We start from the raw sequence: 26,266 nt of genomic DNA, 5'->3' as shown, positions 1-26,266 counted from the left end.
CTCGCCAAGACATCAACACAATATAAAAAAGTTCATAAAACTGAAACAAAAGTGTCATTAAAATTCATATCTCACACAATCACGCTATAATCTCGTCCCTTAATTTCCCTGCTTGTTTTAAAGGTTGTTATGCGTCACCTAACTACTCATATCCACGCCAGTTTAACCTCACTTGAAGGCCGCCGCTTTGAACGTCTTGCCGCGCGCGCGATTGTGCTTAGAGGTGAAGACATTTTAATGCTTTACACGCAAAGATATGATGACTACACCTTGCCTGGCGGCGGTATCAATGCGGGCGAAAATATTGAGCAAGGTTTAATCAGAGAACTACAGGAAGAAACCGGCGCCACCAACATAACTAATTTACAAGCATTTGGTTGCTATGAAGAATTTCGTCCTTGGTACAAAGATGACGCCGACCTAATGCAGATGAAATCTTATTGCTTCACTTGTGAAATTGACGCTGAGCTAGGCGTCACTAATTACGAAGACTATGAAATAAAAAATGGCATGAAAGCAGTGTGGATAAATATCTATGATGCTATTGCTCATAATCAACACACCTTAGATAACAGTGATAAAAAAGGCATGTCGCTAGCGCGCGAGTTATTTTTGCTACGCCTGATTGCTAAAGAATGCTTAACTGAGCTTTTACCAGATCTTGAGCCAGCGGCACTGCCAAGCCTAGGCTATTTTAGAAGATAACTTATTGAAGGTAACATCGTAGTGAGTTTGAAATGAAACGGCCTACTTGATGAATAGACCGTATCATCATTGCGCTTACTTATTCTGCACTTGACGCTTTTTTACGCTTATTGCGCTCAGCCTGTTTGGCTAAAAAGCCTTTTAGCTCCGCTTCAGCCCAAGTTTGTGCCTCTTCTTCTGTCGCAAAACCGTCTTGGGCTTTTGATACTTGCGTTCTTTTTGAGGTCACTTGTCTTACGATTTCGGCTTTCCAACCGTTAGTTTCTTGCGTTAATTTAAAATCGTATTTTTTGCCGTTGGCCATGTATTTATTGTCCTACACTTGCGTGCTTAAAGAGTATTTAGATGAATTCAGTTTGTTATAAACTGTGATGCTAGTTTAGCCTACAAGCGGTATTGACAGCAAAGGATTCATGACATGATTTAGCCGATAAAATACCCGCCCTGCTATACTTCAAAACAAGATCCCTTAGCATCTATGTCTATGCCCAAATTATCGCTGCCCATGTGTCTATTTTGCTTGTTTTTCCATGGCGCTTGCTTTGCACAAAGCAAGTTGACATTTTGTGTTGAGCTAAGTGAATACCCGCCCTTTAATTATCTGCAAAAAAGTGATTCCGCCACTCCCAATATTGTTGGTTATGATATTGATATTCTTAAACTTGTGTTTGAACCAGAAAATATCGAGTACGAAGTGGTTGCGCTGCCATGGCGTCGTTGCCTAAAAGAAGTTGAAAATGGTTTGATTGACGGCGCGATGAGCGCCTCACTGAATGGGCAGCGCAAACATCGTTATATTCCATCTAAAGCTTATTACGCACTAAAGCCCAGTTACTACTACCTTGAAACTGACTTTCCGAATGGCTTAACTATTAACAAAGCTTCTGAGCTTGCTCACTATAAACCTGTATGTGGCATCAGCGGATTCAATTATGACAACTTTGGCTATCATGACATTAAAGAAATATTTCGAATTAAAGACCTGTATTTATTGCCAAAAATGCTAGAGCAAAAACGTTGTCGTGTATTCTTAGCGCGCAGTGAAGTGTTTGCAGCCACCCTGCAATTAAGAAATCTTTCCCACTTTGACTTCGCCTTAATAGAGAAGGTGATTCCCAACCTACCGCCAGAGCCATTTCACATGCTGGTTTCCCGACTTTCGCCTCATAAAGAAGTCATTTTGTCGCTGTTTAATAAACGCATAACCAACCTTGAAGCCTCAGGGCAACTTGAACAATTACTAAAATACCACTCAAAGATGCCCGGACTACTTAACCATAAGTAGGAAGAAAAAGGATTTAAAACCTGATGGGCCCGCTCTGTAATTGAAGTAACATTGTACTGTGGCAAAGATTATTCTTTAGCAAAGAACAGCTTGGCTATCTGCTCGATTTTGCTATCAATTTGCTCCAATGCGATATTGCCAAACCCCAGTACCGCGCCATGCCAATCCCTTTTCTGTGTATATTCACTTCGTTCGTAATAACTAAGGGGGCGAATGATAATACCCACTGCCATGGCGCGCTGTGTCCACGTTTGTTCAGCAATGCCTTGCTGCCACTTTAAGGTAACGTGAAGCCCTGCGGCTTGGCTCACCACCTCGACTTTTTTGGCAAAATGCGCATCGATTGCCATCAGCATAGCTTGGTGTTTTAACTTGTATAAGCGGCGCATTTTGTGAATATGGCGCAGTAGGTGCCCATCACTAATAAACTCAGCCAACGCCGCCTGATTGTGGCTTGGCAGCTCACCCGATAAAGCATCTTTCGCCGCCAAAGCCGTTGCCATAAGTGTCTTAGGCAACACTAAGTAGCCCAAACGTAAACCGTTAAACATCACCTTACTAAAAGAGCCGACATACAAAATACGCGAAATGCCCATTTGCCCAGCCAACCCTTGCATACTGCTATAAGGCCGATGCGCAAACTGGAATTCACTGTCGTAGTCATCTTCTATTACCCAACGCGAGTGAGTGTTTGCCCAATCAATGATCTGCAATCGTTGCTCGGTATTTAAACTGGTGCCCATTGGATATTGATTACTGGGCGTCATGTAAACTGCTTGCGCATCACTGCTTAATAGCTGCGCCATATCAATGCCTTGGTAAGACGACACCCTTAGCTCTTGGTGCTGATAGCCGAAAAAGTTCACCACCTTATTAAGCTGCGCATAGCCAGGTTGCTCAGTCATGATAGATTCATCAGCTTTAACTGTGATCATCAGCGCAATCATAAGGGCTTGCTGTGCACCATTGGTAATGATTATCCGCTCAGGATCGCAATGCACTGAGCGACTGGAGGCCAAGTAATCTGACAAGGCAGCGCGTAAATCTTTATCGCCTTGCAAACATTGGTTACCTAATAAGATCGTGCGCGAGCCGTGGTGCAGCAGGCATTTTTGCCAGAGCTTGATTGGAAACTGCGCTAAATCCGGTACGCCGGGCGCAAAAGGGGCATTGATATCTAACGAAAAAGCGGGGTTAGCTTTTCTTACCAACGGCGTTTCAATTTGAGCATTAAAGTAATGTTGCGGCAGGGCCACCGCGACATAAAAGCCAGAGCCGACCTTACTTTCCAGATAGCCCTCAGCAACCAATTGTTCATAGGTAGCAATCACCGTATTGCGGCTGACAGCCAGATGCTGCGCCAGCGCGCGCGTTGACGGTAACCGCGCCGATTTAGGCCAAAGCTGCAACACAATTTTATCGCGAATAGCATGAAACAACTTATCTTGCTTTGAATTGGCCCCTTCAGCTAAGGCTAAGTCCCCGATATCGATCACACGACACGACAAATTGGATCTCTCTTTTATACAAAATTGGCTCTAAATAAACTACCAGTTTGGGATTACATTGCAAGTCACAGCCAAAAGCAAATAAGAAAAAAGTAATCAAGGAGCACCAAATGTTATCCAGTACACCACGCACACAGATTAAAAAGGGAGCACATAAGGCCGTGTTCGAGCAAACCGCTTTACATCAAATTATTGATGAGAGTCTGATTGCTCATATCGCCATTAATGACAAGCTGTCACCAAGCCAACACGGCCCAATAGTGATCCCGATGCTGGCATGGCGCGTGGATGAGCACGTTTATATTCATGGCGCCAATAACAGTCGTCTATTGCGAGGTTTGCGCACAGGCGTTAGCACTTGTCTCACTTTCACACTATTTGATGGCTGGGTACTGGCGCGCTCTGCCTTTCATCACAGCGCTCATTATCGCTCGGTGGTAGTACTCGGTGAGTTTACCGAAATTACTGATAATCAAGAAAAGGACACGCTACTCAATCATTTTCTTGAACAAATCGCGCCCGGTCGGACTGAAGAAGTGCGCCTAAGTAACGAAAAAGAGCTCAATGCAACTTGTTTACTGCGCATCCCTCTCAACGAAGCATCAGTAAAAATTAGCAAAGGCGAAGTGAATGATGATCTCGCCGATCTTGAGTTGCCGACATGGGCAGGCTATCTACCCTACCAAACCAAAGTGGGGCCACTGCAAGCAGTGCAAGGTTTAGCCGAAAGAATCGACCTCCCTGATTACAGCAGCGCTTATGGCGAACGTTGGCAGGATTAAAATACCACAACGCAATATATTGCAGATTAAACATAGCAATTGATATTACAGTGACTAATCACAAAATATCAGGATAAAACACATGAAATGGCAACAATAAGTAGATAATATCTCAATCAATATTCAACTCATATTACGAAAACATGAAATTAACATTAAAACAGAAGCTTATTGGTGCCAGCCTCTCGGCTGTCGTGATTATGGCGATGGCCTTAACTTGGCTCTCAGCAGATCAGCTCTTTGCCCAAACTCGAAACGGCGTTTATGCCCGAGCGGCAAGCTTAGCGACCACCGCTTCAAAAGGTATTTCTGATTGGATTGCCATTCGAAAGAATATTACGGCAGCCTTTAATGACTACGCCAAGCAACCCGATGTCGTGCCATTTTTACAACAAGCACGCAATGCCGGTGGTTTCGACGATGTCTTTTTGGGCACGCCAGCTGGAGAGATGTTTCGCTCACACCCTGAGCGAAATCGAGCCGACTACGATCCGCGCCAGCGCCCTTGGTATAAAGATGCAGCCTCGGCCGGAAAACAGATCATCACCACCGCTTATCAAGATGCTATCACTCGCTCGCTGCTGATCACTATTGCCGAGCCCGTTCGCCAAAATGGACAATTTGTTGGCGTAGTAGGCGCAGATGTACTGATTGATCAATTAATTGAGGATGTGATCAGTGTTGATGCTGGTGAGAATGCACAGGCAATGCTAATTGATGCTCAAAACGGTACTTTCTTAGCGCATTCAGATAAAAACTATTCCCTTAAGCCTGTCTCTTCGCTTGCATCATCTCTGACGATGAGCACAATTGAACAAGCCATCAATAAAGGCTCTATTGAAACGATTGTGCTGCAAGGCCAAGAAAAGCTATTTTACTTTAACAAGGTGCCTAACACGAATTGGATTTTTGCCATCGAAATGGACCGGGCAACAGAAGAGGCATCTCATACTAAGCTATTAATTGATTTGATCATTACCGCTATTCTTATCACCATTGCGGTAGTTGTGTTGGTATCGTGGCTGGTGAGCTTTTTATTCCGCGATTTGGGCCGAGTATCAAAAGCGTTAGAAGAGATAGCATCAGGCGAAGGCGATTTAACCCAACGTTTAGAGCCAAAAAGTAACGATGAAGTTGGTCAACTCGCCCTTAACTTCAACACCTTTGTCGGTAACATGCATACCATGGTGACGAAACTCAGCCATATCTCTGCCGTTTTATCAGAGCAATCAGCACATACCGCCAACAGTGCCAAAGAGCGCAGTGCCCGCATTCGAATGCAGCAAGATGAAATTAACATGGTCGCTACGGCGATTAATGAAATGGCAGCAGCCACACAAGAAGTGGCTGGCAATGCCGAGCATACTGCTCATAATTCAACGGAAGCCGTTAGCGCTTGTGTACACGGCTCGGATCAAGTTGCGCAAACGCAAGGCTCAATTCAGAACTTAGCGCAAGAAGTGCAAGTGGCCACTGATGTCATTCAAGAATTAGACACTCATGGCAAACATATCAGCACGATCCTTTCGACCATTCAAAACATTGCTGAACAAACCAACCTACTCGCCCTCAATGCTGCCATTGAAGCCGCTCGTGCTGGCGATCAAGGTCGCGGTTTCGCCGTGGTTGCTGATGAAGTTCGCGTGTTAAGTCAGCGTACTCATGCCTCAACCAAAGAAATCCAGCAGATGATTGAAACCCTGCAATCCACCACCGGAAAAGCAGTTGGCATTATGAATGACAGCCACCAACTAGCGGGAACTAGTGTCGATGATGCGAACGCTGCCATGGCCAGCTTAACGCAGATCCACAGTGCGGTTGAGCGTATCAGTGATATGGCAACACAAATTGCCTCAGCAGCGGAAGAGCAAGCGTCTGTTACCTCTGAGATCACCCGTAATACTGAAGGCATTCGCGATGTTTCTAACGATCTGGCGCAAGAAGCACAAGAAGCCGCTAGCCAAGCAACCCAGCTATCAGAGTTGTCACATGAGTTAGAACAAGAAATCAGCCGCTTTAAGCTGTAATCGACTTAAAGATGTTGTTTGCAGACAGTCAATAATAAGCCCCTATCACCTTGAGCAGTAATACGCTTGAGGTGATAAGGCTGCTTTATATCATTCAGTAACTTGTGCAGTTGGTACTTGGAGCGAAGGTACAACATACTTCAATTTTAAGTAAATACACGACTATTCCCATTATTTCTAGACATAGTTATGCCTCTTAAATTGAAGATTGAAAGCTCACTAGAGCTTTTTAAGAAAGAAGGCTTTCATGCTTATTTGTGCATCTTGTACGCTCTTATGTTTTTGTTGCTTAGCCTAACCTTTTGGTCAAAAACAAGGAACATAATGCTGTTAAAGTGGCTAATAAGACGAGGACACACTCTTAAATCTACAATCCAAACTAGCTCCCGTTTCTTAAGCGGAGTGCACCAGCTAACTAAATTAGAAAGTAAAAGATGCCCTGCTCTTGTTATTAATTCCATCGTAAGCAGATAATATTTGATGTATATCCCAGTTTTTCGTGATCCAAATTGTATATGCGACACAAGATAGGTGCCAATTGAATTAGCTTCGATCTTCTAGCTTATTGTAAACATGCTCCCTCGCCACCAGATAGCTTATCTTCAAGCTTGGATAATTTTGAAAACAGATCTCATCTTCGACAGAATTGTTCCCTACACAGTAAAATAATGCTGCATAGCCATAGGGAGAGATAGGTTTGCTCGTTGGTGTACCAGTGTTATGGTTAGTTAACCAAATTTCCAGCTCTCTTTCCTTGCTCAGTTTCACCTTAGAAGGCACAGGCAACCCATTTATTTTAGACAGCCCCCACCAATATATTAGCTGCGGTGAAGTAGCAAGAATAAAGGTAAAAAATAAGAGACTCAGTATTAACTTTTTCATTGGTTACTGATCCGTTTTAGCACTCTAAGCATCACTTCCTCTGCTGCGCCTTCGACACGCTGTTACAAATCAACTCTCTGATCCATTGATGGCCAGGCTCATCGTTGTTGCGCTCGTGCCACAGTAAAACATAGGCCATTGGGGCAAAGTCAAACGGCAGGGGGATTTGCTTTAGTGGGTAAATTTTTTGTGCGTGCGCAACAAAGCTGGATGGCAAGGTAAACACCAAATCGCTATAGGCACACACACTGGCGGCGCCGTAAAAATCCGGTAAGGTGCTAATAATATTGCGTTGTTTATTTTGCGCTGCTAAGAAATAATCCAGCGCCCACCATTCTTTACCTTCACAGCGCACTTGCACATGATTTTGCGCTAAATATGTCTCAAGCGTCCATAAGCCCTGCTCGACTAAGGCGAGTACGGGATGATTTTCACGCACTAAGCAAATTTGCCGATCAACAAATAGAGTCGCACAAGCAATGCCTTCAGGTAAGTCATCGACCTTCAAGCGGCTATCATCAGTGAGATCTCGCCCAGTGATGGCAAAGTCCAACTTGCCCTGCAGCAACCCTTGCATCGAGTTTTCTGCCCAGCCAAAAGTATCAAGACGAATATTAGGCGCTTGTTGTAATAACGGGCCGATGTAGTCAGGCAGCAAAGTGGCATAGGCACTTTCGACCATGCTAATGGAAAAGTGCCGCTCGCTACTGGCGGGATCAAAGCTGGGCGCAAGGGTTAGTTGATGTAAACTTTGCAGCAAGCTCGGCAGCTGCTGTTTTAATTGCAAGGCATGAGCGGTGGGTTTTAAACCATAAGCCGTGCGAGTGAACAGCGGGTCTTCTAAGCTGCTGCGTAAACGATTAAGGCTTTTACTCAGAGCTGATTGGCTCAAATGCAAGCGGATCGCGGCGCGAGTAACGCTCTCTTCTTCAAGCAGCACTTGTAGTATGACTAATAAATTAAGGTCTATTCGAGACAAGTGATCTGTATTCATTGTAATGCCTATGGGATCCAGTTTTATTTCAACTTAGTTTTTAAACTCAGTTATTCCAAATCAGAAAATCTTTATTGAAATAATGCCATTTCTGTTCATACCATGCATCTATTAAACTGCGCGCCTACACCTAAAAAGAGCATGTTATGAGCCGCAAGTTATTACCTATTTTAATGTCAATGGTGGTATTAAGCCCGTTAGCCATCGACATTTACTTACCTTCAATGCCTGAAATGGCAGCGGAGTTCAGTGTTTCTGACACCCAAATTCAGTCGACTTTAGTGCTATTTATCTTGTCCATGGGGATCGGGCAAATATTGATTGGCCCCCTAGCCGACCGCTTTGGCCGCAAACCCATCGCGCTATTTGGTATCAGCTTATACATTCTGAGCAGCTTATTAGCCGTGTATGTCAGTGATTTTCAATTCTTGCAACTGGCCCGAGTACTACAAGGCATTGCCGCTTGCGCCACCTCAATTGTGGTGTTTAGCGCGGTGCGTGATAGTTTTTCCAATCAACAAAGTGCGCAGTATTACAGTTATTTAAATGGCGTAATATGTGTGATCCCCGCGTTAGCGCCCACTTTAGGCGGCTTGCTAGCATTACAATTTGGCTGGCGCTCCACCTTTATGTTTATGATGGCTTACGCCATTATGGTACTAGTGGTGGTGGCGTTTAAATTACCTGAGACGCGCCCAACTAACACCATTACAAACGGCCCTTTATACCGTTGGAGCCGCTATCAACCTGTGCTAGCTAACAGCCATTTTGTGTTTTATGCCCTGACATGTATGTTTGCGATGGCCGCTATTTTAACTTACGTTTCTTATGCGCCAAGCTGGGTGATCAAGCACTTAGGGGTATCCGAAATGACCTTCAGCACCCTATTTGGCATTAACGCGCTGATTAATATCGCCGCCTGTTTTACTGCGCCTAAAGTGATTAAAAAGCTGGGCAACCGCAGCACGGTGGTGTTAGCGTTATGGCTAATAGTCGACTCGGCGATAGCGCAAGTAGTGACGCAAATATTACCTAGCTCAAGCGGCTTACTCTCTGCTATTTATTTTATGACGCCGATGTTGCTGCTATGTATTGGCTTTGCGCTGCTGTTAGGCCCTGCCACCAGCATGGCATTAAGTGGCTTTGGCGAACGTGCAGGCACTGCGACCGCGATGCTTGGGTGTATGCAAATGAGCGGCGCAGCACTGTTAACCGGGCTGGTACAATTAACCGATTTAAGCGCCCCCTATGCCAATGTTTTAATGCTAGGTGGTGGCGCGATCACCTTATTACTTACGATGGCTATACCACGCCTTGGTCATTGGCATCATGAACGACTAGAGGTCGCTTAATCCATCCAATTACTCACGTAGAAGCGCAGCGATTTCCTTATTATATTCGTTGATTTCATTAACAAGGTGTTGTCGCTGCGTCTGACTTAACAGATTATTCATACTGAGTAGAAATTGGCGATACTTAAGCACATTCGCTTGATGGCGAGTCTTAAGCTGCTCACTGCGATAACCCTCGGGAGTGAGTAAGTCTTCTGCTAAACGTAATTGCTTTTGCTGATCGGGTGCTTGGATGAGTTCAAGCAACTGAGTTTTCAACGCTGCTTGATAGCCTGAGCGATAGTCAAGCCACAACATGCGGTTATCCAAATAGTCATCAAGTGCGCGACTGGCTAGTTGTTCTTGCGCAACATTTAGGGAGCCAAGCCAATCATTCAGATCACTTGTTAATTCATCAAGGGCTTGCTCTTTTTGTTTTTGCGGTGACTTAGCGAGCTCTTTTAACAATTCATCACGCTTCTCAGCATTACGCTTAGCCAGCTCGGCAAAAAGCTGCTCCACCTGCTCCTTGCTTAACATAGGTGCCAATGCCACCAACTCCGGTACCACTTTTTGTTTAAGTCTTTGCCAATGCTCACTTATTTGTTGATGATGATATTCCAGCCTAGCCATAGTCAACTTGTGCTCAGCAACATCCTGTTGTAACTGGTTGAGGTGGGTTTGGTATTTAGGTAATTCTTGATAGCGATGCCACAGCTGCCAGTCGTAAAGTTTTTGGTCAATTACCTTTTTTTGCTCTGATGTTAATTCAACATAGTCATCAAGATACCAGTAAGCCAACCAAGTTAAATTGTTGTAGGTAAACTTAGTTGAACAACCAGTCATTACTAGTACCAAGGCAATCAACAACGCTTTTTTCACAACAAAGACTCCCATGCAACTGACGAATTGAGGTGAAACCTCATCATTTATAACATTACGCCGCCAAGCTTATTTTCGGTCAAATCTTGCCTTAAGGCTGAAAGCGATAGTGCCCAGTAATGGGGTAATCAAACAGCATGCTCTCCCGTCGTGGTCCATAGCCGATATTGTGCACCACCCAAGGCGTGTTACTGTCGCTATCAGGCGCAGGCACTAAAATGCCAATATGGGGTAAATTGCCCGGCAACATCCAAGAGACAATATCGCCCGCTTGATAATCTGCACTATTTTGACTGATAGGTAACTCTTGGCCGTGACGGCTAAAGAAGGTTTGCAGGTTAGGCACGCGGCGATGATCAATATTGCGATCGGTGCGCGTTAAGCCCCAAATACGCTTGGACGGATACGCGCTAAAATTAGCCGCCATATCTTGATGCACTAATTGCTGTAAATCGATGCCGAGGGCGCGGTAGCTGCGCACTAACACATCGGTACAGACACCGATATTGGCAGGTACATCGCCATTGGGATAAGGAATGCTGATATAACGGCCGTCATAACGCACTTCTTGTGTGGTGCGATATAGTGCTGCATCGACCAAGTTATCGGCAAAAGAATTGGCCCATACTAACGGTGCCATGAATATCAGTAAGAGACTGGTTAAATAACAGAGACGCACGTTAACACCCTTGATTTAAAAAATTTTCCATTAATTATTAGCTATTTCTGAATGCACCACCAAGCCAGTTTGGCTTAAGCCGACCAATAAACTTGCATCCAGTGCGACAGGTATAATCAATAAACGGTGGGTTTGCTTCGCCACGAAAGCGCCACATCGCTGCGGGTATTTAATTTGAACTAACTGGTCGCAATATTCAGTCAATAACATGGTTTTATGGGATTGCGCATTCAATACACTTAACACTTGCGCTTGAGTCATGCCCAGAGTGAGCTTGCTTTGCGCGCGATCTGGCGCGCTAACAGCCAACGCCATCAGGCCAATTAGCAAAATGAGTAAACCCCAACCTAGCTTATCGGCCCATTTTTCAACTTTACCTTTTACATGACGCACTGCCACTTCAGCTTGTCTTTGTTGCGCATTCTCGACCATAAGTCGCTGCCTTGGGCTTCACGCCAATAAGGCTGCGCAGGGTTAATATACTCTTGTACTTCCACCGACACGGAAAACTGCTCTAGACGTAAACGCCATTTACCCGTTAATTTTTTCATTACTTATCCTTGCTTAAGCCAACGCTAACCTTATGTCCACCAATAGCGCACTAAATGAAAGAACACCGGCGCGGCAAAACACACCGAGTCAATACGATCAAACATGCCGCCGTGACCTTCTATCATATTGCCCCAATCTTTCACGCCGCAATCGCGTTTAATCGCCGACATCACGATACCACCGGCAAAACCGAGTAAGTTTACCAACAAGGCAAATAATGCCGCTTGCCAAGGCTGAAATGGTGTCATTGTATATAAGGCTGCGCCCACTAACATCGAAAGGGCAATACCACCAACAAAGCCTTCCACGGTTTTAGATGGCGACAGCGTTGGGGCTATCTTGGTTTTACCAAATAATTTACCGCACACATATTGCAACACGTCCGACAGCTGCACCACCAAAATCAGCCACGCAATCAGCAATAAATTGCGCCCTTCAAAACCCTTAATATCTAACAGCAACAACGCAGGAATCGCAGAAACACAATATACCGCAATCATTAAGCCCCATTGTACCTTGCTGGTTCGCTCTAAAAAGCGCGCAGTGTCGCCACCAAGAGATGATAAAATCGGCAGTAATAGAAACAGATACACTGGAATAAAAATCACCCACAAGCTGTACCAACTGATGCCAATTAAAAAGTATTGCATCGGCAAAGCAAAATAAAACGCTGCGAATAGCGCAGGATAATCACTATTACGAGTCGGCACTAAGGTGAGAAATTCACGCAGCGCATAAAACGAGATAAAGAAAAACAAAATGGTCACGCCAAGCTGACCAAAATAAAAGGCGATACCCAGCACGCCAATCATTACCCACCAAGCATTGATGCGCGCAACGAGGTTTTCCAGCACTGGGTTGTCGACTACTGCCTGCCCTGCTTTGCGATAAGCGCGAGCGCTGCGCAGTTGCAAGGTTTTGCCGATGAGACTGGCCACACTTAAAAAAATGGCCAACCCCGAGAACAACCAAATCATATCTTGACTCATTGTGCTTCTCCCGGGGCTTGAGCTAATAGTGCGCGTTGCGCTCTGGCTAAAAATGCTGCTTTGTCTTCGTCGCCGTCATAAAGGATCGGCTCACCAAAATTCACCGTGCACAATAAAGGCAAAGGCAAACTGCGCCCTTTTGGCATCACACGGTTAATGTTAGCAATCCATACCGGTACGCACTCTACTTGCGGATGTTGCTGTAACAAATGAAACAAACCCGCTTTAAAGGGGAGTAATGGCGTGTTATTTGCCTGCGAGGCTGAAAAGGTAGCGTGATCCGGCGTTGGCTCGGCAAGGTTGCGCGTTCCTTCTGGAAATAAAATCAGCGAGTCACCTTGGCTTAGGGCATCTAACATCGGCTGCAATGGATTAACTGGCTCGCTTTGCTCGCTCTTATTCTTGCTACCTCGCGCGATCAGCACGCCGTTAAACACTTGGTGAATAATAAATCGACGTATTTTACTTGATTGCCAATAATCAGCGCCGGCTACCGGACGCACACTTGAGCGTAATTTGGGGTTAAGCGCGGCCCACAATAGAACAAAATCACCATGACTGGTGTGATTAGCAAAATACACCCGCGCCTTGGCTTTGGTTTCAACATTAGGTACATGGCCTAAGGCTTTTGCGCCTGTGACTAACTTGGCGGCGGTAATAATTAGCCAACTAACCAAACGAGCTAAACACTTAATAAAAAATCTCACGGAATGATTTTCCTTGGTGAAGCAATCGACTCAATACGACCGCGTAATTAAATCATAATGGCAATGCTTGGCTTAACAGTAAGCCAAGCAGCAAAAGCAGCTGTAACAACACACATAAAAGCTGCCGCTGCAATAAACGCAGCGCGCCTTGGCAACGAGGAAGTAATGCCCTCGTTTGTTGTGGCGCTTTAATTAAGCTCAGCGCGGCCAGCTCGCTATCTAATTCGCGAAGTAATGGCTCAATGGCTTGATCTGTGGCTGCGCCTTGATCTGTGGTTGCGTTTTGGCTTTGCAATAACCTGGCTAATTGCGCAAAGAGATCGGCGTCTAAGCTGACCCGCAACGCATACATTTTCGCAACCAAGCCCAACAATACCAAGGCAAGCAATAGTATTAACTGCCACTGCGCCAAGATTAAAAAACCATGACACATCAGCAATACAACGGCAAGCGCAGTAATAGTAAGGGAGAGTTTTTCTAATTCTGCGCCGCGTCTTAGCAAGCTAATGTGAACACCTAACTTCATTTGTAAGCTCATTTAAGCGTCCTTATCAACCGCAATTTGACGCTTAAAATGTTGCTTGTTTTGTTTGGCGACCTCGGCGCGATGACGCTGATAATCAATAAACTCGGGCAACTGCTGCATCTGCGCCAATGCCGCCAAATGATAAGCCTTGATCACCACTTGCGGGCGCGCTTGTTCAATCAACCCTTTGGCTTGCTCAGGGGTTTGCGCCTGACCACTTAACAACAGCCACGCCATTAACGCCACACTGCTGCGCGAATAACCCAGCGCGCAATACACTAAGATAGGCTGATAATGTGCATGATTAAGGGAGTCGATGGCTTTTGCCGCCTGCCAACATTGCTGTGCACTTAAGGGCGTAAGGTCGAGCACATCAAGATGTTGATAGTGATTGCCTGTACTTAACTGCTTGGATAATCGAATCGGTAATTCCGGACACATATCCATTAAACCAACATATTGCGCCGCCTCACTCGCACTCGGTTTACGACCAAGCCAAACACCGCTCACCACTTCGTTCGCAGTCGCTTGTCCTCGGGTCCACAGCCTAGAATTAAGCCAAGCGCCCACTAAATAAGGCGCAAATAACACTGTCGCCGCTAAACTTAAGCGCCCAGAGTCTTGTTTTTGAAAACCCATTGCGCCGCAGCAAGCGTAATTAAATGCCACCAACAACAATGATACACAAGGCCAAAGCAGCAATAAGACAATACCGGAAGAATACGCCGCGACTACGCCACACAAGATGCCAGCGAGACCATAGTAACTAGCCAAAGCATAATGTGGTTTAACCTTGCCATGACGCCAAAACAGCAGTGGGCTGCGCCCTGCATTAGGCCAACACCAGATACAGAAAAAACCGGCTAATACGCCTGTTGGCAAGTCGATAAAATGATGCTGCCAAGTGGTGAGTACGGATAAACCGATTAAGGCAAACCAGCCATGGGTCAGCCAGCGCCACACCCCTTTAAGGTGCTGAGCAAAACAGGCCCACAACACAATGAGCAAGGTGATATGCAGTGATGGCGCTTGATTATAAGGCTTATCAAAGCCCATCAAAATATCAAATAGAGTGCCAAACACTCCAGTTAACTCTGGCCGCTCAACACTAAAATGCAACGGCCAAAGTAAAAAGCAGCTAATACAAACCACTTGCGCTGTGAGTAAACGTAGCCCTAACGCATCGACTAATTTTCGCTGGCGCGGCAATAAAAAAGCTAAGCCATAGAGTAAGTCTATCGACCAATAAGGAATGATAGTCCAAGGCAGTAAGGGAATATGACGCTCCCAAGCGAACACCACACTGCTGACTTCGGGTAAGCTCGCGGCATACTGATTAGCAAAGCTGTAGGTAATAAAAAACAGCGGACCTAGCATTGCTAGCCAAGCCAGCCCTCGCCACCATAAAATTGGATCAGGCTGAACGTGCGAAAGCGGTTTTGACATATTCACGAACCTAACATTTGAATAAAAGCGTCATCAAGAATCGACCATGAGAAAATGGGATATTGCGTAGCAAAATGTCTTTTTCATGGATGAAAAAGCCAAGCTTACAAGGACGTACTTGCAGCGTTTTTGCTAGCAACATTTCATTTTCTAAGTGTGCAGGATTTCGCTGCTTCGGTTTCACCTTAGCGGCTCCACCGTCGCAAGCTTATCCCCACTATCAATCCACTTTTTGCGCGATAGAAACAGTAAAAATGCCCATTTCATCAATGCGCTGCTCAATCTTTTTAAAGCCCGCAGCCGCAACCAGCTGATCCATTTCTGCCTGACTGCGACGACGCATCACCCAAGCTTGGCCTTCACGGTGGCTGGTCAAGGCGCGCGCAATCAGCTCTAACTGCGGATGCCAAGGCTGACCGGTATAGATCAAGTAACCGCCCTTTTCCATGCCTTGTGATAAGCCCGCCAACGAGCCCGACACCATAGTGTTATCACCAAATAGCTCATACAAGCCGGATACCACGGCTAAGTTAGGTTTTAGCGCCAGCGCTGCAAGGTCTGCTTTATCAAAAGCATCGCCTTTAACAAATTGCACGATTTCGCCAAGGCCTTTTTCTTCAATAAGGGCATTACCATCGCGGACATTTATATCACTGTAATCGCGCAGCAAAACAGCTTGCGGCTTCACCTCTGCTTGTTCAATGGCGGCTAAAATATAGCGGCCATGGCCCGCGGCAATATCCACCAGCTTCACTTCGCGCTGTTCATTTTTCAGCTTATCCATCGCCTTAGCGAGTAGCTCTTCTAAATTGACTTTGCGCTGGCGAATACCCTGCCAGCCCACTGAATTTAAATAGTTTTGGTCAATTAGCTCGCCAATTTTATTAGTGCCTGTCGGCTTGTTGCGATAAACGTAATCTAAGGTGCTGCCCGAATCAAATCCGGTATCAAAGCCCAGCTTCACCCCAGCAGAATAGCGACTGGTAAACGCAAGTGTTGAGCGATAAAAATCCCAAAAACGCGCACGTAATGAACCTTTTGGCAACGGCGCGGCAAGGGATTCAGCCTCGGCGCAAAAATAACCGCTTTTATCGGCATTAAGTAAATCATTGGTTTTGCGCGGCTCGGCAAAACGCTGCTCAACAAAACGTTTAATGCGGGCTAATGCTTGCGGACGCGCTAGCTCACCTAAGGTGTCATGATAAAAGCCAGGCAGAATGTGCTGCTCTTTACAATCACTGCTTAAGCGTTCAAAAAATTGCTGCTGTGGCTTGCGACGTACCACCCAATCATCGCCTGAAATCAATAGCTGAGTGGGCACATTGATCGCAGCAGCATCAGCCACCACGCGTTTAGCCGCGTCGTGCAACCCTAAAAGCATTTGCACCGAGATAGGTCTAGCAATCAAAGGATCGTTATCAAAAGACGCAATGCGCTCGGGGTCGTGCGTTAAAAACTTCGCCTTAACGTAACTGTTAACAAAGAAGTTGCCTTTAAACTGCTTTAACAAACGCAGGCCCGGTATGGCAAACGGCACATATAATTTAATGCTAAATGCCGGTGATGCTAACACCAACGCGCGAATATTCGGCGCGTAATCATGTACCCAAGTCGAGGCCAATACCGCGCCCACACTTTGCGCTAATACAATCGTTTGCTCAATATCCACTTGATGCTGCGCCGCTAAATGATCCATAAAGGTTTGCACATCACGCACACTGGTGCCAAAGCTTGGGCTGTCACCGCGCTCACCAGGCGATTCACCATGACCACGGGCGTCCCAAGCAAAAAAGTCACAATCATCAAGGCCCAGTTCATCAACTAAATGTGCCATTCGCCCGCTGTGCTCATGGCCACGGTGAAACATCACCACCGTTTTACGCACCCCTTGATTTGGCGATTTTGCGGGCCAATAACGGTATTTCAGCGCGACGCCATCATAAGTTGTAAAACTTAAGAGGGTTTCTTTTTCATTGATAGCCTCAGCAGCATTCTCTGAGTTTTCGGCAACCTCCGCAACGGTTTGATTAGCTAAATCCTCTGTCTCTGGTCTATCAAGGGTTGCGTCATGTTCTGTAACGGTATTCATAATGCGTTTCCTAATTTGCAAGCTGTTAAAATAAACAGCTGAAAAATAATGACCTAGGTTGGTTCCGTTAAACGTGAGTAGCTGACTCAGCTAAACCGCGTCGAACCCGATTGACGATGGTAATGAGCAGTAATAACAAAGTAATAACTAAAATGGTGTTAAACCAAAAAGTTGAAAGCCAATTTAAGGGCCAAAGTGTCGCCAATAAACCAAATACAAAGGCGCGATCGCTTTTTCCCATCGGGCCATCGTAGCGCCGAGAAGCACCAACCATTAAACCCAGCACACCGGCAAACTCACTTAAGCTAGCCAAGAAGATAATCCCTAGCACCAAGGCGGGTTCAATACCAACCAGCAAAGCGAAAGGTAAAAAGAGTGCGGTGTCAGCAATCACATCAGACAATTCATTCAGGTAAGCGCCAAGACTAGACTGCTGTTTGAATTCTCGCGCCAACATGCCATCAATAGCATTAAACGCCATGCGCAAGAACATCCAAATCGGTAACAGAAAAAACCAGTTGGCATTTAAGGAGGGTAAACATAAAAAGCCGCCGAGTAGCAAAGAAATAACCATGGCCAGCAGCGTGACTTGATTAGCCGTCACGCCACGCTGATAAAGCCAACTCACACTCGGGCGCAGCAAATCCTGAAAGCGTGATTTTAATTTATAAATGGACAAATTTAAGCGCCTCACAGCACATGGGGAGTTTATATTAACGAATTAATAACAATCGTTTAAAGCAATAAACCTAATTGAGGCGCAGATTATCAAAGCAATTGTTCGAGTCAATTTACTTATCATGCTTTTGTGAAGGTAAAATAAAAAACCAGCATCTTATTGTGCTAGACATGTAAATCCTCCTGCCTAGAACGTTTCTATACCTTGTTACTGACAGCGTTGATATACAGTTCCTGTTCTGCCTGGTGGGACGCCATGCCCAAGAGCAATGAAGGGACCGTCATTTTCAAACGAACGCAGTTCGTTCCAAAATGTGCAGCCTATGACTCATACATTTTTGTATAGCAAATATTCATAAATCTAAGTATCTAAGCAAATACGCGATAAGTAAAATATTTATACTTTATGTGAATAACCAATCAAATAACTTGATCATTAGCTTTATCCACAGGGTAAAAAACATGAACAATTTTTGAACGATAAGTGACGTTTTCAGAGACGAATATCTGTCGCAGGAAGCGACAGTTTAGCCATCAAGGATGATTTCAGGGCATTTCGTAAAAAAGATCTTACTTGCTTTAAGGCTATGCTCAAATATTGTACGTTCATGGGTTCGCCCTAGCTTTATCCATTATTTATATACAATCTCGATAAATCTTCTGGATCTATCAGTAACTACGGAAAGTACATGAATTTACTTCACTCAAAACGTATAACATTTAGATACATTTATTTTACTGGAATATTTCTTTTATTAACGGCTTGTGGAGGAGGCTCTACCCCATCATTTACCGATGGGCCAAAAGACCCCATTATTGATGAGCCCAAAGACCCCATTATTGATGAGCCCAAAGACCCCATCACTGATGAGCCAAGCAACCCGATCATAAACAAACCAACGAACCAAATTTCTCACGCTTATTTTCTCGATCAAGATGGAGCGACAGGAAAAATATCAGGAACCGTTACGCTTCAAGCGCCTGAGGTTGACGAAAGCTCCCCAGCTAAACCTGAATCTGTATGGGTATATTGGGCTGATGCTCAAGGTAATAAATTCGGCGAAGCTTGGTTAAAAACTAACTCTAACGATATTTATCAACTTGAAATACCTATAAACACAACCATACCAAAAGATATATCAAGTCTGCTGCTTTACCCCTCGAATGTTATTGGTCAAGCGAGCGAAGGAACCTTAGTCACCTTTCGTGATTTTACAAGCAACGTATTATTATCAGGTATGGGGGGGAATGAAAAAAGCGCATGGGAATATGGTATTCAACGTCCTAAAATACCTATTCAACGCTTATCTAATGGATTGTGTATTTTTGACAATGGTTTAGTCAGTGTCACACACATGAATAACACTAAAGAAAATAACTATCAAAGCGTTAATCATTACCTACAGCCTAAAGAGCCAGATGACCAAGCGTTTCCGCCTTTCTCATTTTTATGTGATGAACAGCCAGTGCATAACTCTGATCATATTACCGATGAAGTTGGCGTATGGACTTATTCAGCAATAAATGATGCGATGTTTTACGGCACCGTTGCTTATCACGCATTTGTAAAGTACTTAAATGAACCACCATGGGACGAAAAAGTTAGACTTCGCGTTCATTATGATGATTTATATAGTAATAATGCATTTTGGGATGGCGCCTACGCTAATTTTTCGGATGCTTATTTACAGTTTTACTCTACCGTATCGCTAGACATTGTTGCTCATGAAATCAGTCATGGTGTTTTAAGCCGAATTTCTCCTTTAAATATCTTTCAGGAAGACATTAGTGTTGATGCAAGAACCATTCATGAAGCGTTTGGCGATATTTCTGGTGTGATGGCCAAATATGAATTGACGGGTAATGATAATTGGATTCACGGCCAAGAAACTCACGGCCCTGTTCGCCAGCTCAATCAAATACAAACAGAGCCTGATGCTATTACCAGCTTTTTAGATTATGAAAAAGCTGGAGACAACTATTATTTGCGGATAGGAATGCTTACTTACCCCTTCTATTTATTATCACAAGAATGGGGAGTTGAAGTAGCTTACAACGTTTATATACATGCTGCTAAGAACTGTTGGCCAACCACGGTCACACTGCCTCAGGCTGCACAATGTATAAAGCAGCAAGCTGGTGATTTAGGTTTATCTGAAGACACCGTTATTACTGCGTTCAAAACAGTTAAAATAAAGTTATTCGAAGAGGGGGTACTTAGCCACTTTACGGCTGAACAATTTAAACTTCGTACTCAATTCTATGATAACAGCCAAACAACTAACCAAGTGACCGAATGGCTTTGGGATTTCGGCGATGGTCACACATCTAATGAGCAAAACCCTGAACATACCTTTGCGCAACCGGGTAATTATCAAGTTACATTAACGGTCAGGGATCAATCCAATAACCAAACACACTTCCAAGATAGTTTTGTCAGGACCATAGCCGTTACCGATCAATACTGTGCAATAGGCTCACTGGAGACTGAAAATAGCATCGCCCATGTCACGATTAACAATCTTGATATTAACTTTGATCCAAATGAAGCAAATTATACCGAAACCCCAATAATATTAGATGGGGTTCAAGATTTAGTGATTGATATTAAAGGTAATAACCAATCAAGCTCTAAAGCAATAACATGGAAGGTTTGGATTGATCTCAATGACAATGGTATTTTTGGCGATACAAATGAAGAACTCGTTATCAAGGAAGAGACCGAAAATGAACTGTCGTATCAATTTCAAGCACAGGTTGATCTATCACGATTACCCAACGATAACACACCAAAGTATATGAGAATATCGGGCGATTATGGTGCCATGACGACCCCGTGCCAATCGAATATCGGAGAAGCTTTAGATTTAACAATAAACTGGTAATCCACTTTAAATAGATTTTTATGCTGCAAACCAAAACGGTTACAACTTATGTTTGCAGCATAAAATCACCTTAACCAACTGACAAATAAAAATTATAGACTCCTAGTGAAATGGAACATTTTTCTCTAACACAAATAGTATTCAAGCTTGGACAGGTACCAGGGCAAAAGCATGAATATTTTTTGAGCGTTTAGTGGTGTTTTCTTAGACGAATATCTGCCGCAAGGATGCGGCAGTTAAGCCATCGACAGTGATTAAAGATAAGTCTCCTGTAATTTACTTGAAATAAAATCAAAAACACGCCGTACTCTGAGGCTAGTTCTTAGCTCTTTATGGCAAACTAACCAAACGGGCAACGTCATTATCGGCCCGATATGTTCAAATGCTTTCATTAACTTAGGTTCCATATCACCCATAATTTCTGGGAAAAAAATTAACCCTTGATCTTCTTTCGCTAATTCAAGCTGTAATAATTGAAATGGGGTGATAATTGAAAAATTTTGCTTAGATAAATTCCAACCTTGTTGGTTTAGTATATCAGTAACTAAACTACTGCAATCAAAGCCAATAATTTGTACATCCGTAAGCTCAGAAAAATGAGATATTTTAGGCAGGGTATTTAAATATTTTTCTGTTCCGTACAGCCAGATTGCTTCATCTCCAACTTTTTTTGCAATTAAGTCATTTTGTTTCGGGTGGAAGCTGCGAATGGCAATATCAGCTTCTCGGCGTTTAAGATCACTCGGCTCATTTGTCACGACAATTTCAAGGGTAATGCCTGGCTCTTCATGTCGTAATTTTGAAATGATTTTCGGCATAATATACGCTGCTGTTAACTCACCAACAGATACCACAACCGTGCCTTCTATTTGGTTTGATTGTCCCAAAGCAGCTACTGAAAATGTTAATGCCGCACTGCCCATTTCACGAGCATGCTCTAATAATTCTAATCCACTTTGAGTTAATACTAACCGTTGTCCAACTCGTTCAAACAAGGTCACCTTCAACTTGGCTTCAAGCGCCCCGACTTGCCGGCTTAATGTAGGTTGTGTCGAGTTTAAAGCTTTAGCTGCAGCTGAGAGCGTGCCTTCTTCTGCGGTGACTAAAAACGCCCTAATATGATTCCAATCAAAATCTAACGCACTCCACTTCATACAATTACGTATACCTTTAATGCAAAGAGTGAACTATTCATATTAATTCTGTATAGATAAAATAGCTACACATGAAAACATTTTTAAGGTCGAACAATGACAACCCTTGTCGTAGGTGCCAGTGGTGCAACCGGTCGTTTATTAATTCAACAGTTACTCGCAAGGGATGAACGAGTAAAAGTTATCGTCAGATCTATAACGGCATTAAATGCACTATTGCCTGTTGAGGTTTTAAAAGATAAGAGGCTCGTCATTACCCAAGCAGATTTATTGAGTTTAACTGATGCAGAATTAGAAGCGCAAGTCACTGGTTGCCAAGCGGTGATTTCATGCTTAGGCCATAATTTAAATTTCAAAGGTGTGTTTGGTCAGCCACGCCACTTAGTAACAGATGCAACGCAACGTTTATGTTATGCGATCAGTTCAACACCTAGCCAAGGTATCCCCGTAAAGTTTGTTTTATTGAATACGACAGGCAATCGAAACGTATTAGCTGGTGAAAAAACCTCAATTTTAGAAACAATAATCATGAGTTTCATCAGAGCATTATTACCACCCCATGCTGACAATGAAAATGCAGCTGCTTATTTACAACAACATTTATACTGCACAGATACCATTGAATGGGTTGTGGTTCGTCCAGATTCTTTAATTAATAACGGCTCTGTCACTGACTATGAAGTACACCCAAGCCCCATTCGTAGCGCCATTTTTAACGCAGGTAAAACTAGCCGAATAAACGTAGCACATTTTATGTCGCAACTGGTGAGCAACCAAGATATGTGGCAAAAATGGAAAAGCCAAATGCCCGTAATTTACAATAAAACAGCCTAAACTCACGACAATCCTTCAAGCGCTCACTGATTGCTATCCGCCCATGGCGCCCGCGTTTTTGGCTACCATTTTAGAGTAACGGCTTTTTCCATTGAGGGATAATCCATTGTAAAAGTTAGCAACATCGTAAAACAATCCCACTAATTTATTCAAAGCCTCTGCCATTGCGCCATGCCAACTGCTAACATACTGTGTAATCGAGCATGCTTAGCTAAATAGCATCTCTAAAACCTAACTTTATCTTTGATGCTAGCAAGGGATATACACTCTGTGGATTCCATGGACAACACACAAGCCGATGCCGAACAGGCATCCATTCCCGTTCAATCACAATATTCAATCAGCCAAATCATCAAGTTACTTTTTATTTTCTTGGTATTGTTAGTCGTCGCAGTGGTTATTTACGAAACACAAACATCACGCTTTCAATCTGAATTCATTTCAAACTATGCCAAAACATTAACTTTTGAGGTAAAAGCAGGACCAAGTGACAGTATCGTTTTTCCCAATCAAGGGCCTTTTGATCAACGCTTAGGCTACGTAAAATTGCCAGCGATGCAATCAACGCTATTAGCGCGCGGTTTTGAGGTTACTCAACAAGCGCATTTTAGTCCTTCACTTTTACAATATGCCAAGCAAGGTTTATTCCTTCCCTATACCGAGAAAGTGCAGACAGGACTTACGCTGCAAGATTGTAGCGGCGCGCCGTTTTATCGCTATAACTACCCTTATCATTACTATCCAAATTTTGACCAAGTGCCGCCTTTGGTTATTAAGTCGTTACTCTTCATTGAAAATAAGCACTTGCTTAGTAACGAAAATCCACTCGCAAATCCGGCTGTTGATTGGCCACGATTTGCCATGGCAGCGTTTACCCAAGTCACCAAAGCATTGGGGTTGCCGGGTCAGTCTGCTGGGGGCAGCACTCTCGCGACCCAAGTAGAAAAATATCGCCACTCTGAAGATGGCTTAACTGACTCTCCCGCTGAAAAAATCAGGCAAATGGTGTCTGCCAGCGTGCGTTCTTACCGATTAGGCCCTAATACCATCGAAGCGCGAAAGTTAGTGGTATGGGCATACTTAAATTCGGTGCCACTATCTGCCGCACCGGGATACGGTGAGGTTCACGGTATTGGCGATGGCCTATGGGTCTGGTTTGGCGCCGATGTTGCTGAAGTCAATCGTTTATTAGACCCAAGTAAAAATCAAAATGACACCTTGAAAGACATAGGCCTAGCGCTGCGCCAAATCGTTTCTTTGATGATTGCCCACCGTCGCCCCTCTTATTATCTCGCCTCCGGTCGAGACGATTTAGCGAGGCTAACAGACAGTTATTTACGCATTTTCATGCAACAAGGCATGATCTCTGGGCAGTTAATGGCCGCCGCCTTGGAAGCCAAGGTAAACTATCGAGATTTTAAAAAAAATCCGGCCTTATTACGGGTAGAAAACAGCAAAGGCTTACAGCTAACCCGAACACGTTTAAGTCAGATGCTAGGGAGTCAATTTTATGATTTAGACCGCATGGATTTGATCGCAGATACTAGCTTAAACATTCCCTTGCAGCGCGACGTATCAAGCTATCTGGCTCAGCTAGCGAACCCTGAATTTGCCGAGAAAATTGGTCTATTAGGCAATCGACTTCTGGCCCCAGAGAAAACCGCTGACGTGAATTACAGCTTCACCTTAATGCAGCAGTCAGAGCAAGGCTTTAAGGTGCGCGTGCAAACAGATAATACTAACCAGCCCTTTGATATAAACGAAGGCAGTAAGCTAGAGTTAGGCTCTACCGCTAAAATACGTGTGCTGACCACCTACTTGGAGATCATCGCAGAGCTATATGAAACCTATGCTGACGTTGACAGCGCCAGTTTACGTAAAGTTAACGTACCGAAACAAGATGTACTCAGTCGCTGGGCTGTTGATTACCTCAGCAAAGCCAAAGACCGTGATCTAGCAAAAATGCTTCATGCCGCGCTCAATCGAAAATACTCAGCCAACCCCAATGAACGCTTTTTCACCGGTGGCGGCATGCATAGCTTTAACAATTTCAGCGCCAAAGATAACCAGCGCCATGCGACCATGATTGACTCGCTACGTGAGTCATTGAACTTGCCTTTTGTACGTTTGATGCGTGATATTGTGCGCTATAGCACCTACAAAGATGAAAACCGCACCCGCTTATTGGAAGATGATAAAAACCCACAGCGACAAGAGTATTTGTCGCGCTTTGCCGACCGAGAAGGCAAGACCTTCTTACGTCGGTTTTGGCAAAAATATACCGGTAAAACAGATGCCGAACAGTTTGATATTTTTCTTAATGGTTTAAAGCAAACACCAGCAAGGTTAGCGGCAGTACATCGCTATATTTTACCCCATGCCAGTCAAGGTGAATTTAATGCTTTTATTCTTCAACGCCTACCTTATAAAGAGCTCGATAATAAAACCCTAGTGCAATTGTATAAACGCTATGCGCCCGGCCAATACTCACTTCCCGATCAAGGCTATATCGCCAGAGTACACCCACTTGAACTTTGGCTTTTGGGGTATTTAATGCAAACCGATAATGTGACCTTATCCGATGCCATAGCGGCGAGCCAAGTTCAACGTCAAGAGGTGTATGGCTGGTTATTTAAAACCCGCCATCGCACCGCTCGAGACTCACGCATACGAACCATGCTCGAAGTAGAAGCTTTTTTAGATATTCATCAACGCTGGGCAAAAGTGGGCTACCCCTTTGACCACTTGGTGCCTTCGCTGGCAACCGCGCTCGGCAGCTCGGGCGACCGCCCTGTTGCCCTTGCAACACTGCTTGGCATTATTCAAAATGGCGGAATAAAATTTCCAGCTCAAAGAATTGAGCGATTAGCTTTTGCTGATAACACACCCTATCAGAGCCACTATCAACCCAAACCCATTACTGGTGAGCGCGTAATGCGAGCTGAAGTGGCACATGCGCTAAAAAGTGCATTGGCAGAAGTAGTCAATGCTGGCACCGCAAGGCGCTTAGCAGGAATGTTTAAGCAAGCAGACGGCTCATTGTTACAAGTTGGCGCCAAAACCGGCACCGGTGATAACCGTATTGAAACCTTTGGTCGAGGTGGACAAGTCACCAGCTCTATAGCACGTAACCGCACAGCGACTTTAGTATTTTATATTGGTGATGATTTCTTTGGCACCTTAACGGCTTATGTGCCGGGCAGTGCATCTGATAACTTTACCTTTACATCAGCGTTGCCAGTACAGGTGCTAAAAGGTATGGTCCCTATGCTCATGCCCTATCTTGACAAGTCCATCGCAAAGGGCGCACATTACTGTCATTAACCCAAAT

At 44.3% G+C, this 26,266-nt stretch carries 23 protein-coding genes; 8 read left to right on the top strand and 15 right to left on the bottom strand.

Annotated features, from left to right (window positions below):
* The first annotated feature begins 129 nt into the window (after positions 1-129).
* A complete protein-coding gene (locus K6Y31_RS06785) occupies positions 130-705 on the top strand; it encodes an NUDIX hydrolase (RefSeq protein ID WP_233052050.1) in 576 nt (191 codons plus the stop codon).
* 79 nt (positions 706-784) lie between these two features.
* Here K6Y31_RS06785 and K6Y31_RS06780 read toward each other — a convergent pair whose 3' ends face one another.
* On the bottom strand, positions 785-1,009 hold the full coding sequence (locus tag K6Y31_RS06780) for a DUF3622 domain-containing protein (RefSeq protein ID WP_232802774.1): 225 nt from the start codon (positions 1,007-1,009) through the stop codon (positions 785-787).
* A gap of 180 nt (positions 1,010-1,189) precedes the next feature.
* Here K6Y31_RS06780 and K6Y31_RS06775 point away from each other — a divergent pair, with 180 nt between their 5' ends.
* Entirely contained in the window at positions 1,190-1,990 is an 801-nt protein-coding gene (locus K6Y31_RS06775; RefSeq protein WP_233052049.1) for a substrate-binding periplasmic protein, read from the top strand.
* Positions 1,991-2,058: 68 nt separating this feature from the next.
* Here K6Y31_RS06775 and pdxR read toward each other — a convergent pair whose 3' ends face one another.
* Positions 2,059-3,498: a MocR-like pyridoxine biosynthesis transcription factor PdxR gene (gene pdxR, locus K6Y31_RS06770; protein ID WP_233052048.1), complete on the bottom strand. Its 1,440-nt coding sequence runs from the start codon at positions 3,496-3,498 to the stop codon at positions 2,059-2,061.
* Between the two features lie 110 nt (positions 3,499-3,608).
* Between pdxR and K6Y31_RS06765 the strand changes: the two genes are divergently transcribed.
* The gene (locus tag K6Y31_RS06765) at positions 3,609-4,280 is read left to right on the top strand and encodes a pyridoxamine 5'-phosphate oxidase family protein (RefSeq protein ID WP_233052047.1); all 672 of its coding nucleotides are present in this window, start codon (positions 3,609-3,611) and stop codon (positions 4,278-4,280) included.
* A gap of 143 nt (positions 4,281-4,423) precedes the next feature.
* On the top strand, positions 4,424-6,307 hold the full coding sequence (locus K6Y31_RS06760; RefSeq protein ID WP_233052046.1) for a methyl-accepting chemotaxis protein: 1,884 nt from the start codon (positions 4,424-4,426) through the stop codon (positions 6,305-6,307).
* 543 nt (positions 6,308-6,850) lie between these two features.
* Here the strand turns inward: K6Y31_RS06760 and K6Y31_RS06755 are convergent.
* Entirely contained in the window at positions 6,851-7,189 is a 339-nt protein-coding gene (locus K6Y31_RS06755) for a hypothetical protein (RefSeq protein ID WP_233052045.1), read from the bottom strand.
* Between the two features lie 31 nt (positions 7,190-7,220).
* Positions 7,221-8,183, bottom strand: a complete 963-nt coding sequence (locus K6Y31_RS06750) for a LysR family transcriptional regulator (protein WP_233052044.1) — start codon at positions 8,181-8,183, stop codon at positions 7,221-7,223.
* Between the two features lie 146 nt (positions 8,184-8,329).
* Between K6Y31_RS06750 and K6Y31_RS06745 the strand changes: the two genes are divergently transcribed.
* A complete protein-coding gene (locus tag K6Y31_RS06745) occupies positions 8,330-9,535 on the top strand; it encodes a multidrug effflux MFS transporter (protein ID WP_233052043.1) in 1,206 nt (401 codons plus the stop codon).
* A 9-nt stretch (positions 9,536-9,544) separates the two neighbouring features.
* On the opposite strand, the gene K6Y31_RS06740 is transcribed toward K6Y31_RS06745, so the two are convergent.
* The 10 genes from K6Y31_RS06740 to K6Y31_RS06695 all read right to left on the bottom strand — a co-directional run bounded on the left by K6Y31_RS06740 (position 9,545) and on the right by K6Y31_RS06695 (position 18,063).
* A complete protein-coding gene (locus K6Y31_RS06740) occupies positions 9,545-10,396 on the bottom strand; it encodes a DUF6279 family lipoprotein (protein ID WP_233052042.1) in 852 nt (283 codons plus the stop codon).
* Between the two features lie 91 nt (positions 10,397-10,487).
* Positions 10,488-11,036: a DUF1287 domain-containing protein gene (locus K6Y31_RS06735; protein WP_233052041.1), complete on the bottom strand. Its 549-nt coding sequence runs from the start codon at positions 11,034-11,036 to the stop codon at positions 10,488-10,490.
* A gap of 69 nt (positions 11,037-11,105) precedes the next feature.
* Positions 11,106-11,507: a hypothetical protein gene (locus K6Y31_RS06730; RefSeq protein WP_233052040.1), complete on the bottom strand. Its 402-nt coding sequence runs from the start codon at positions 11,505-11,507 to the stop codon at positions 11,106-11,108.
* Positions 11,456-11,626, bottom strand: coding sequence for a hypothetical protein (locus tag K6Y31_RS06725; protein ID WP_233052039.1), 171 nt, complete (start codon positions 11,624-11,626; stop codon positions 11,456-11,458). Before K6Y31_RS06725 ends, K6Y31_RS06730 begins: the two co-directional genes overlap by 52 nt.
* 30 nt (positions 11,627-11,656) lie before the next feature.
* Positions 11,657-12,616 carry a phosphatidate cytidylyltransferase gene (locus K6Y31_RS06720; RefSeq protein ID WP_233052038.1) on the bottom strand — a complete coding sequence of 320 codons (960 nt, stop codon included), beginning with the start codon at positions 12,614-12,616 and terminating at the stop codon, positions 11,657-11,659.
* Positions 12,613-13,323, bottom strand: a complete 711-nt coding sequence (locus tag K6Y31_RS06715) for a lysophospholipid acyltransferase family protein (RefSeq protein WP_233052037.1) — start codon at positions 13,321-13,323, stop codon at positions 12,613-12,615. The genes K6Y31_RS06720 and K6Y31_RS06715 overlap by 4 nt, the downstream gene beginning before the upstream one ends.
* A 52-nt stretch (positions 13,324-13,375) precedes the next feature.
* A complete protein-coding gene (locus K6Y31_RS06710) occupies positions 13,376-13,861 on the bottom strand; it encodes a hypothetical protein (protein WP_233052036.1) in 486 nt (161 codons plus the stop codon).
* Positions 13,862-15,295, bottom strand: coding sequence for a phosphatase PAP2/dual specificity phosphatase family protein (locus tag K6Y31_RS06705; RefSeq protein ID WP_233052035.1), 1,434 nt, complete (start codon positions 15,293-15,295; stop codon positions 13,862-13,864).
* A 220-nt stretch (positions 15,296-15,515) separates the two neighbouring features.
* The gene (locus tag K6Y31_RS06700) at positions 15,516-17,384 is read right to left on the bottom strand and encodes a bifunctional alpha/beta hydrolase/class I SAM-dependent methyltransferase (protein WP_233052034.1); all 1,869 of its coding nucleotides are present in this window, start codon (positions 17,382-17,384) and stop codon (positions 15,516-15,518) included.
* 67 nt (positions 17,385-17,451) lie between these two features.
* Positions 17,452-18,063, bottom strand: a complete 612-nt coding sequence (locus tag K6Y31_RS06695) for a CDP-alcohol phosphatidyltransferase family protein (RefSeq protein WP_232801899.1) — start codon at positions 18,061-18,063, stop codon at positions 17,452-17,454.
* Positions 18,064-18,751: 688 nt separating this feature from the next.
* Here K6Y31_RS06695 and K6Y31_RS06690 point away from each other — a divergent pair.
* The gene (locus K6Y31_RS06690; RefSeq protein ID WP_233052033.1) at positions 18,752-20,947 is read left to right on the top strand and encodes a PKD domain-containing protein; all 2,196 of its coding nucleotides are present in this window, start codon (positions 18,752-18,754) and stop codon (positions 20,945-20,947) included.
* 254 nt (positions 20,948-21,201) lie between these two features.
* Here K6Y31_RS06690 and K6Y31_RS06685 read toward each other — a convergent pair whose 3' ends face one another.
* Positions 21,202-22,101: a LysR family transcriptional regulator gene (locus K6Y31_RS06685; protein WP_233052032.1), complete on the bottom strand. Its 900-nt coding sequence runs from the start codon at positions 22,099-22,101 to the stop codon at positions 21,202-21,204.
* 96 nt (positions 22,102-22,197) lie between these two features.
* Between K6Y31_RS06685 and K6Y31_RS06680 the strand changes: the two genes are divergently transcribed.
* On the top strand, positions 22,198-22,935 hold the full coding sequence (locus K6Y31_RS06680; RefSeq protein WP_233052031.1) for an NAD(P)-dependent oxidoreductase: 738 nt from the start codon (positions 22,198-22,200) through the stop codon (positions 22,933-22,935).
* 279 nt (positions 22,936-23,214) lie between these two features.
* Entirely contained in the window at positions 23,215-26,259 is a 3,045-nt protein-coding gene (locus K6Y31_RS06675) for a transglycosylase domain-containing protein (RefSeq protein ID WP_233052030.1), read from the top strand.
* Positions 26,260-26,266 lie beyond the last annotated feature (7 nt).

The sequence above is a fragment of the Motilimonas cestriensis genome, assembly GCF_021295315.1.
Taxonomy (GTDB): Bacteria; Pseudomonadota; Gammaproteobacteria; order Enterobacterales; family CBDFNC01; genus Motilimonas; species Motilimonas cestriensis.
The sequence above is the reverse complement of the archived record's forward strand: the minus strand, read 5'-3'. Positions and strand labels throughout refer to the sequence as shown.

Bases quoted from the DNA above. Each gene is read 5' to 3' on its own strand.
- K6Y31_RS06785 (WP_233052050.1), top strand. From the start codon at position 130: ATGCGTCACCTAACTACTCATATCCACGCCAGTTTAACCTCACTTGAA.
- K6Y31_RS06780 (WP_232802774.1), bottom strand. From the start codon at position 1,009: ATGGCCAACGGCAAAAAATACGATTTTAAATTAACGCAAGAAACTAAC.
- K6Y31_RS06775 (WP_233052049.1), top strand. From the start codon at position 1,190: ATGCCCAAATTATCGCTGCCCATGTGTCTATTTTGCTTGTTTTTCCAT.
- K6Y31_RS06765 (WP_233052047.1), top strand. From the start codon at position 3,609: ATGTTATCCAGTACACCACGCACACAGATTAAAAAGGGAGCACATAAG.
- K6Y31_RS06760 (WP_233052046.1), top strand. From the start codon at position 4,424: ATGAAATTAACATTAAAACAGAAGCTTATTGGTGCCAGCCTCTCGGCT.
- K6Y31_RS06755 (WP_233052045.1), bottom strand. From the start codon at position 7,189: ATGAAAAAGTTAATACTGAGTCTCTTATTTTTTACCTTTATTCTTGCT.
- K6Y31_RS06750 (WP_233052044.1), bottom strand. From the start codon at position 8,183: ATGAATACAGATCACTTGTCTCGAATAGACCTTAATTTATTAGTCATA.
- K6Y31_RS06745 (WP_233052043.1), top strand. From the start codon at position 8,330: ATGAGCCGCAAGTTATTACCTATTTTAATGTCAATGGTGGTATTAAGC.
- K6Y31_RS06735 (WP_233052041.1), bottom strand. From the start codon at position 11,036: ATGGCACCGTTAGTATGGGCCAATTCTTTTGCCGATAACTTGGTCGAT.
- K6Y31_RS06730 (WP_233052040.1), bottom strand. From the start codon at position 11,507: ATGGTCGAGAATGCGCAACAAAGACAAGCTGAAGTGGCAGTGCGTCAT.
- K6Y31_RS06725 (WP_233052039.1), bottom strand. From the start codon at position 11,626: ATGAAAAAATTAACGGGTAAATGGCGTTTACGTCTAGAGCAGTTTTCC.
- K6Y31_RS06720 (WP_233052038.1), bottom strand. From the start codon at position 12,616: ATGAGTCAAGATATGATTTGGTTGTTCTCGGGGTTGGCCATTTTTTTA.
- K6Y31_RS06710 (WP_233052036.1), bottom strand. From the start codon at position 13,861: ATGAGCTTACAAATGAAGTTAGGTGTTCACATTAGCTTGCTAAGACGC.
- K6Y31_RS06705 (WP_233052035.1), bottom strand. From the start codon at position 15,295: ATGTCAAAACCGCTTTCGCACGTTCAGCCTGATCCAATTTTATGGTGG.
- K6Y31_RS06700 (WP_233052034.1), bottom strand. From the start codon at position 17,384: ATGAATACCGTTACAGAACATGACGCAACCCTTGATAGACCAGAGACA.
- K6Y31_RS06690 (WP_233052033.1), top strand. From the start codon at position 18,752: ATGAATTTACTTCACTCAAAACGTATAACATTTAGATACATTTATTTT.
- K6Y31_RS06685 (WP_233052032.1), bottom strand. From the start codon at position 22,101: ATGAAGTGGAGTGCGTTAGATTTTGATTGGAATCATATTAGGGCGTTT.
- K6Y31_RS06680 (WP_233052031.1), top strand. From the start codon at position 22,198: ATGACAACCCTTGTCGTAGGTGCCAGTGGTGCAACCGGTCGTTTATTA.
- K6Y31_RS06675 (WP_233052030.1), top strand. From the start codon at position 23,215: ATGGACAACACACAAGCCGATGCCGAACAGGCATCCATTCCCGTTCAA.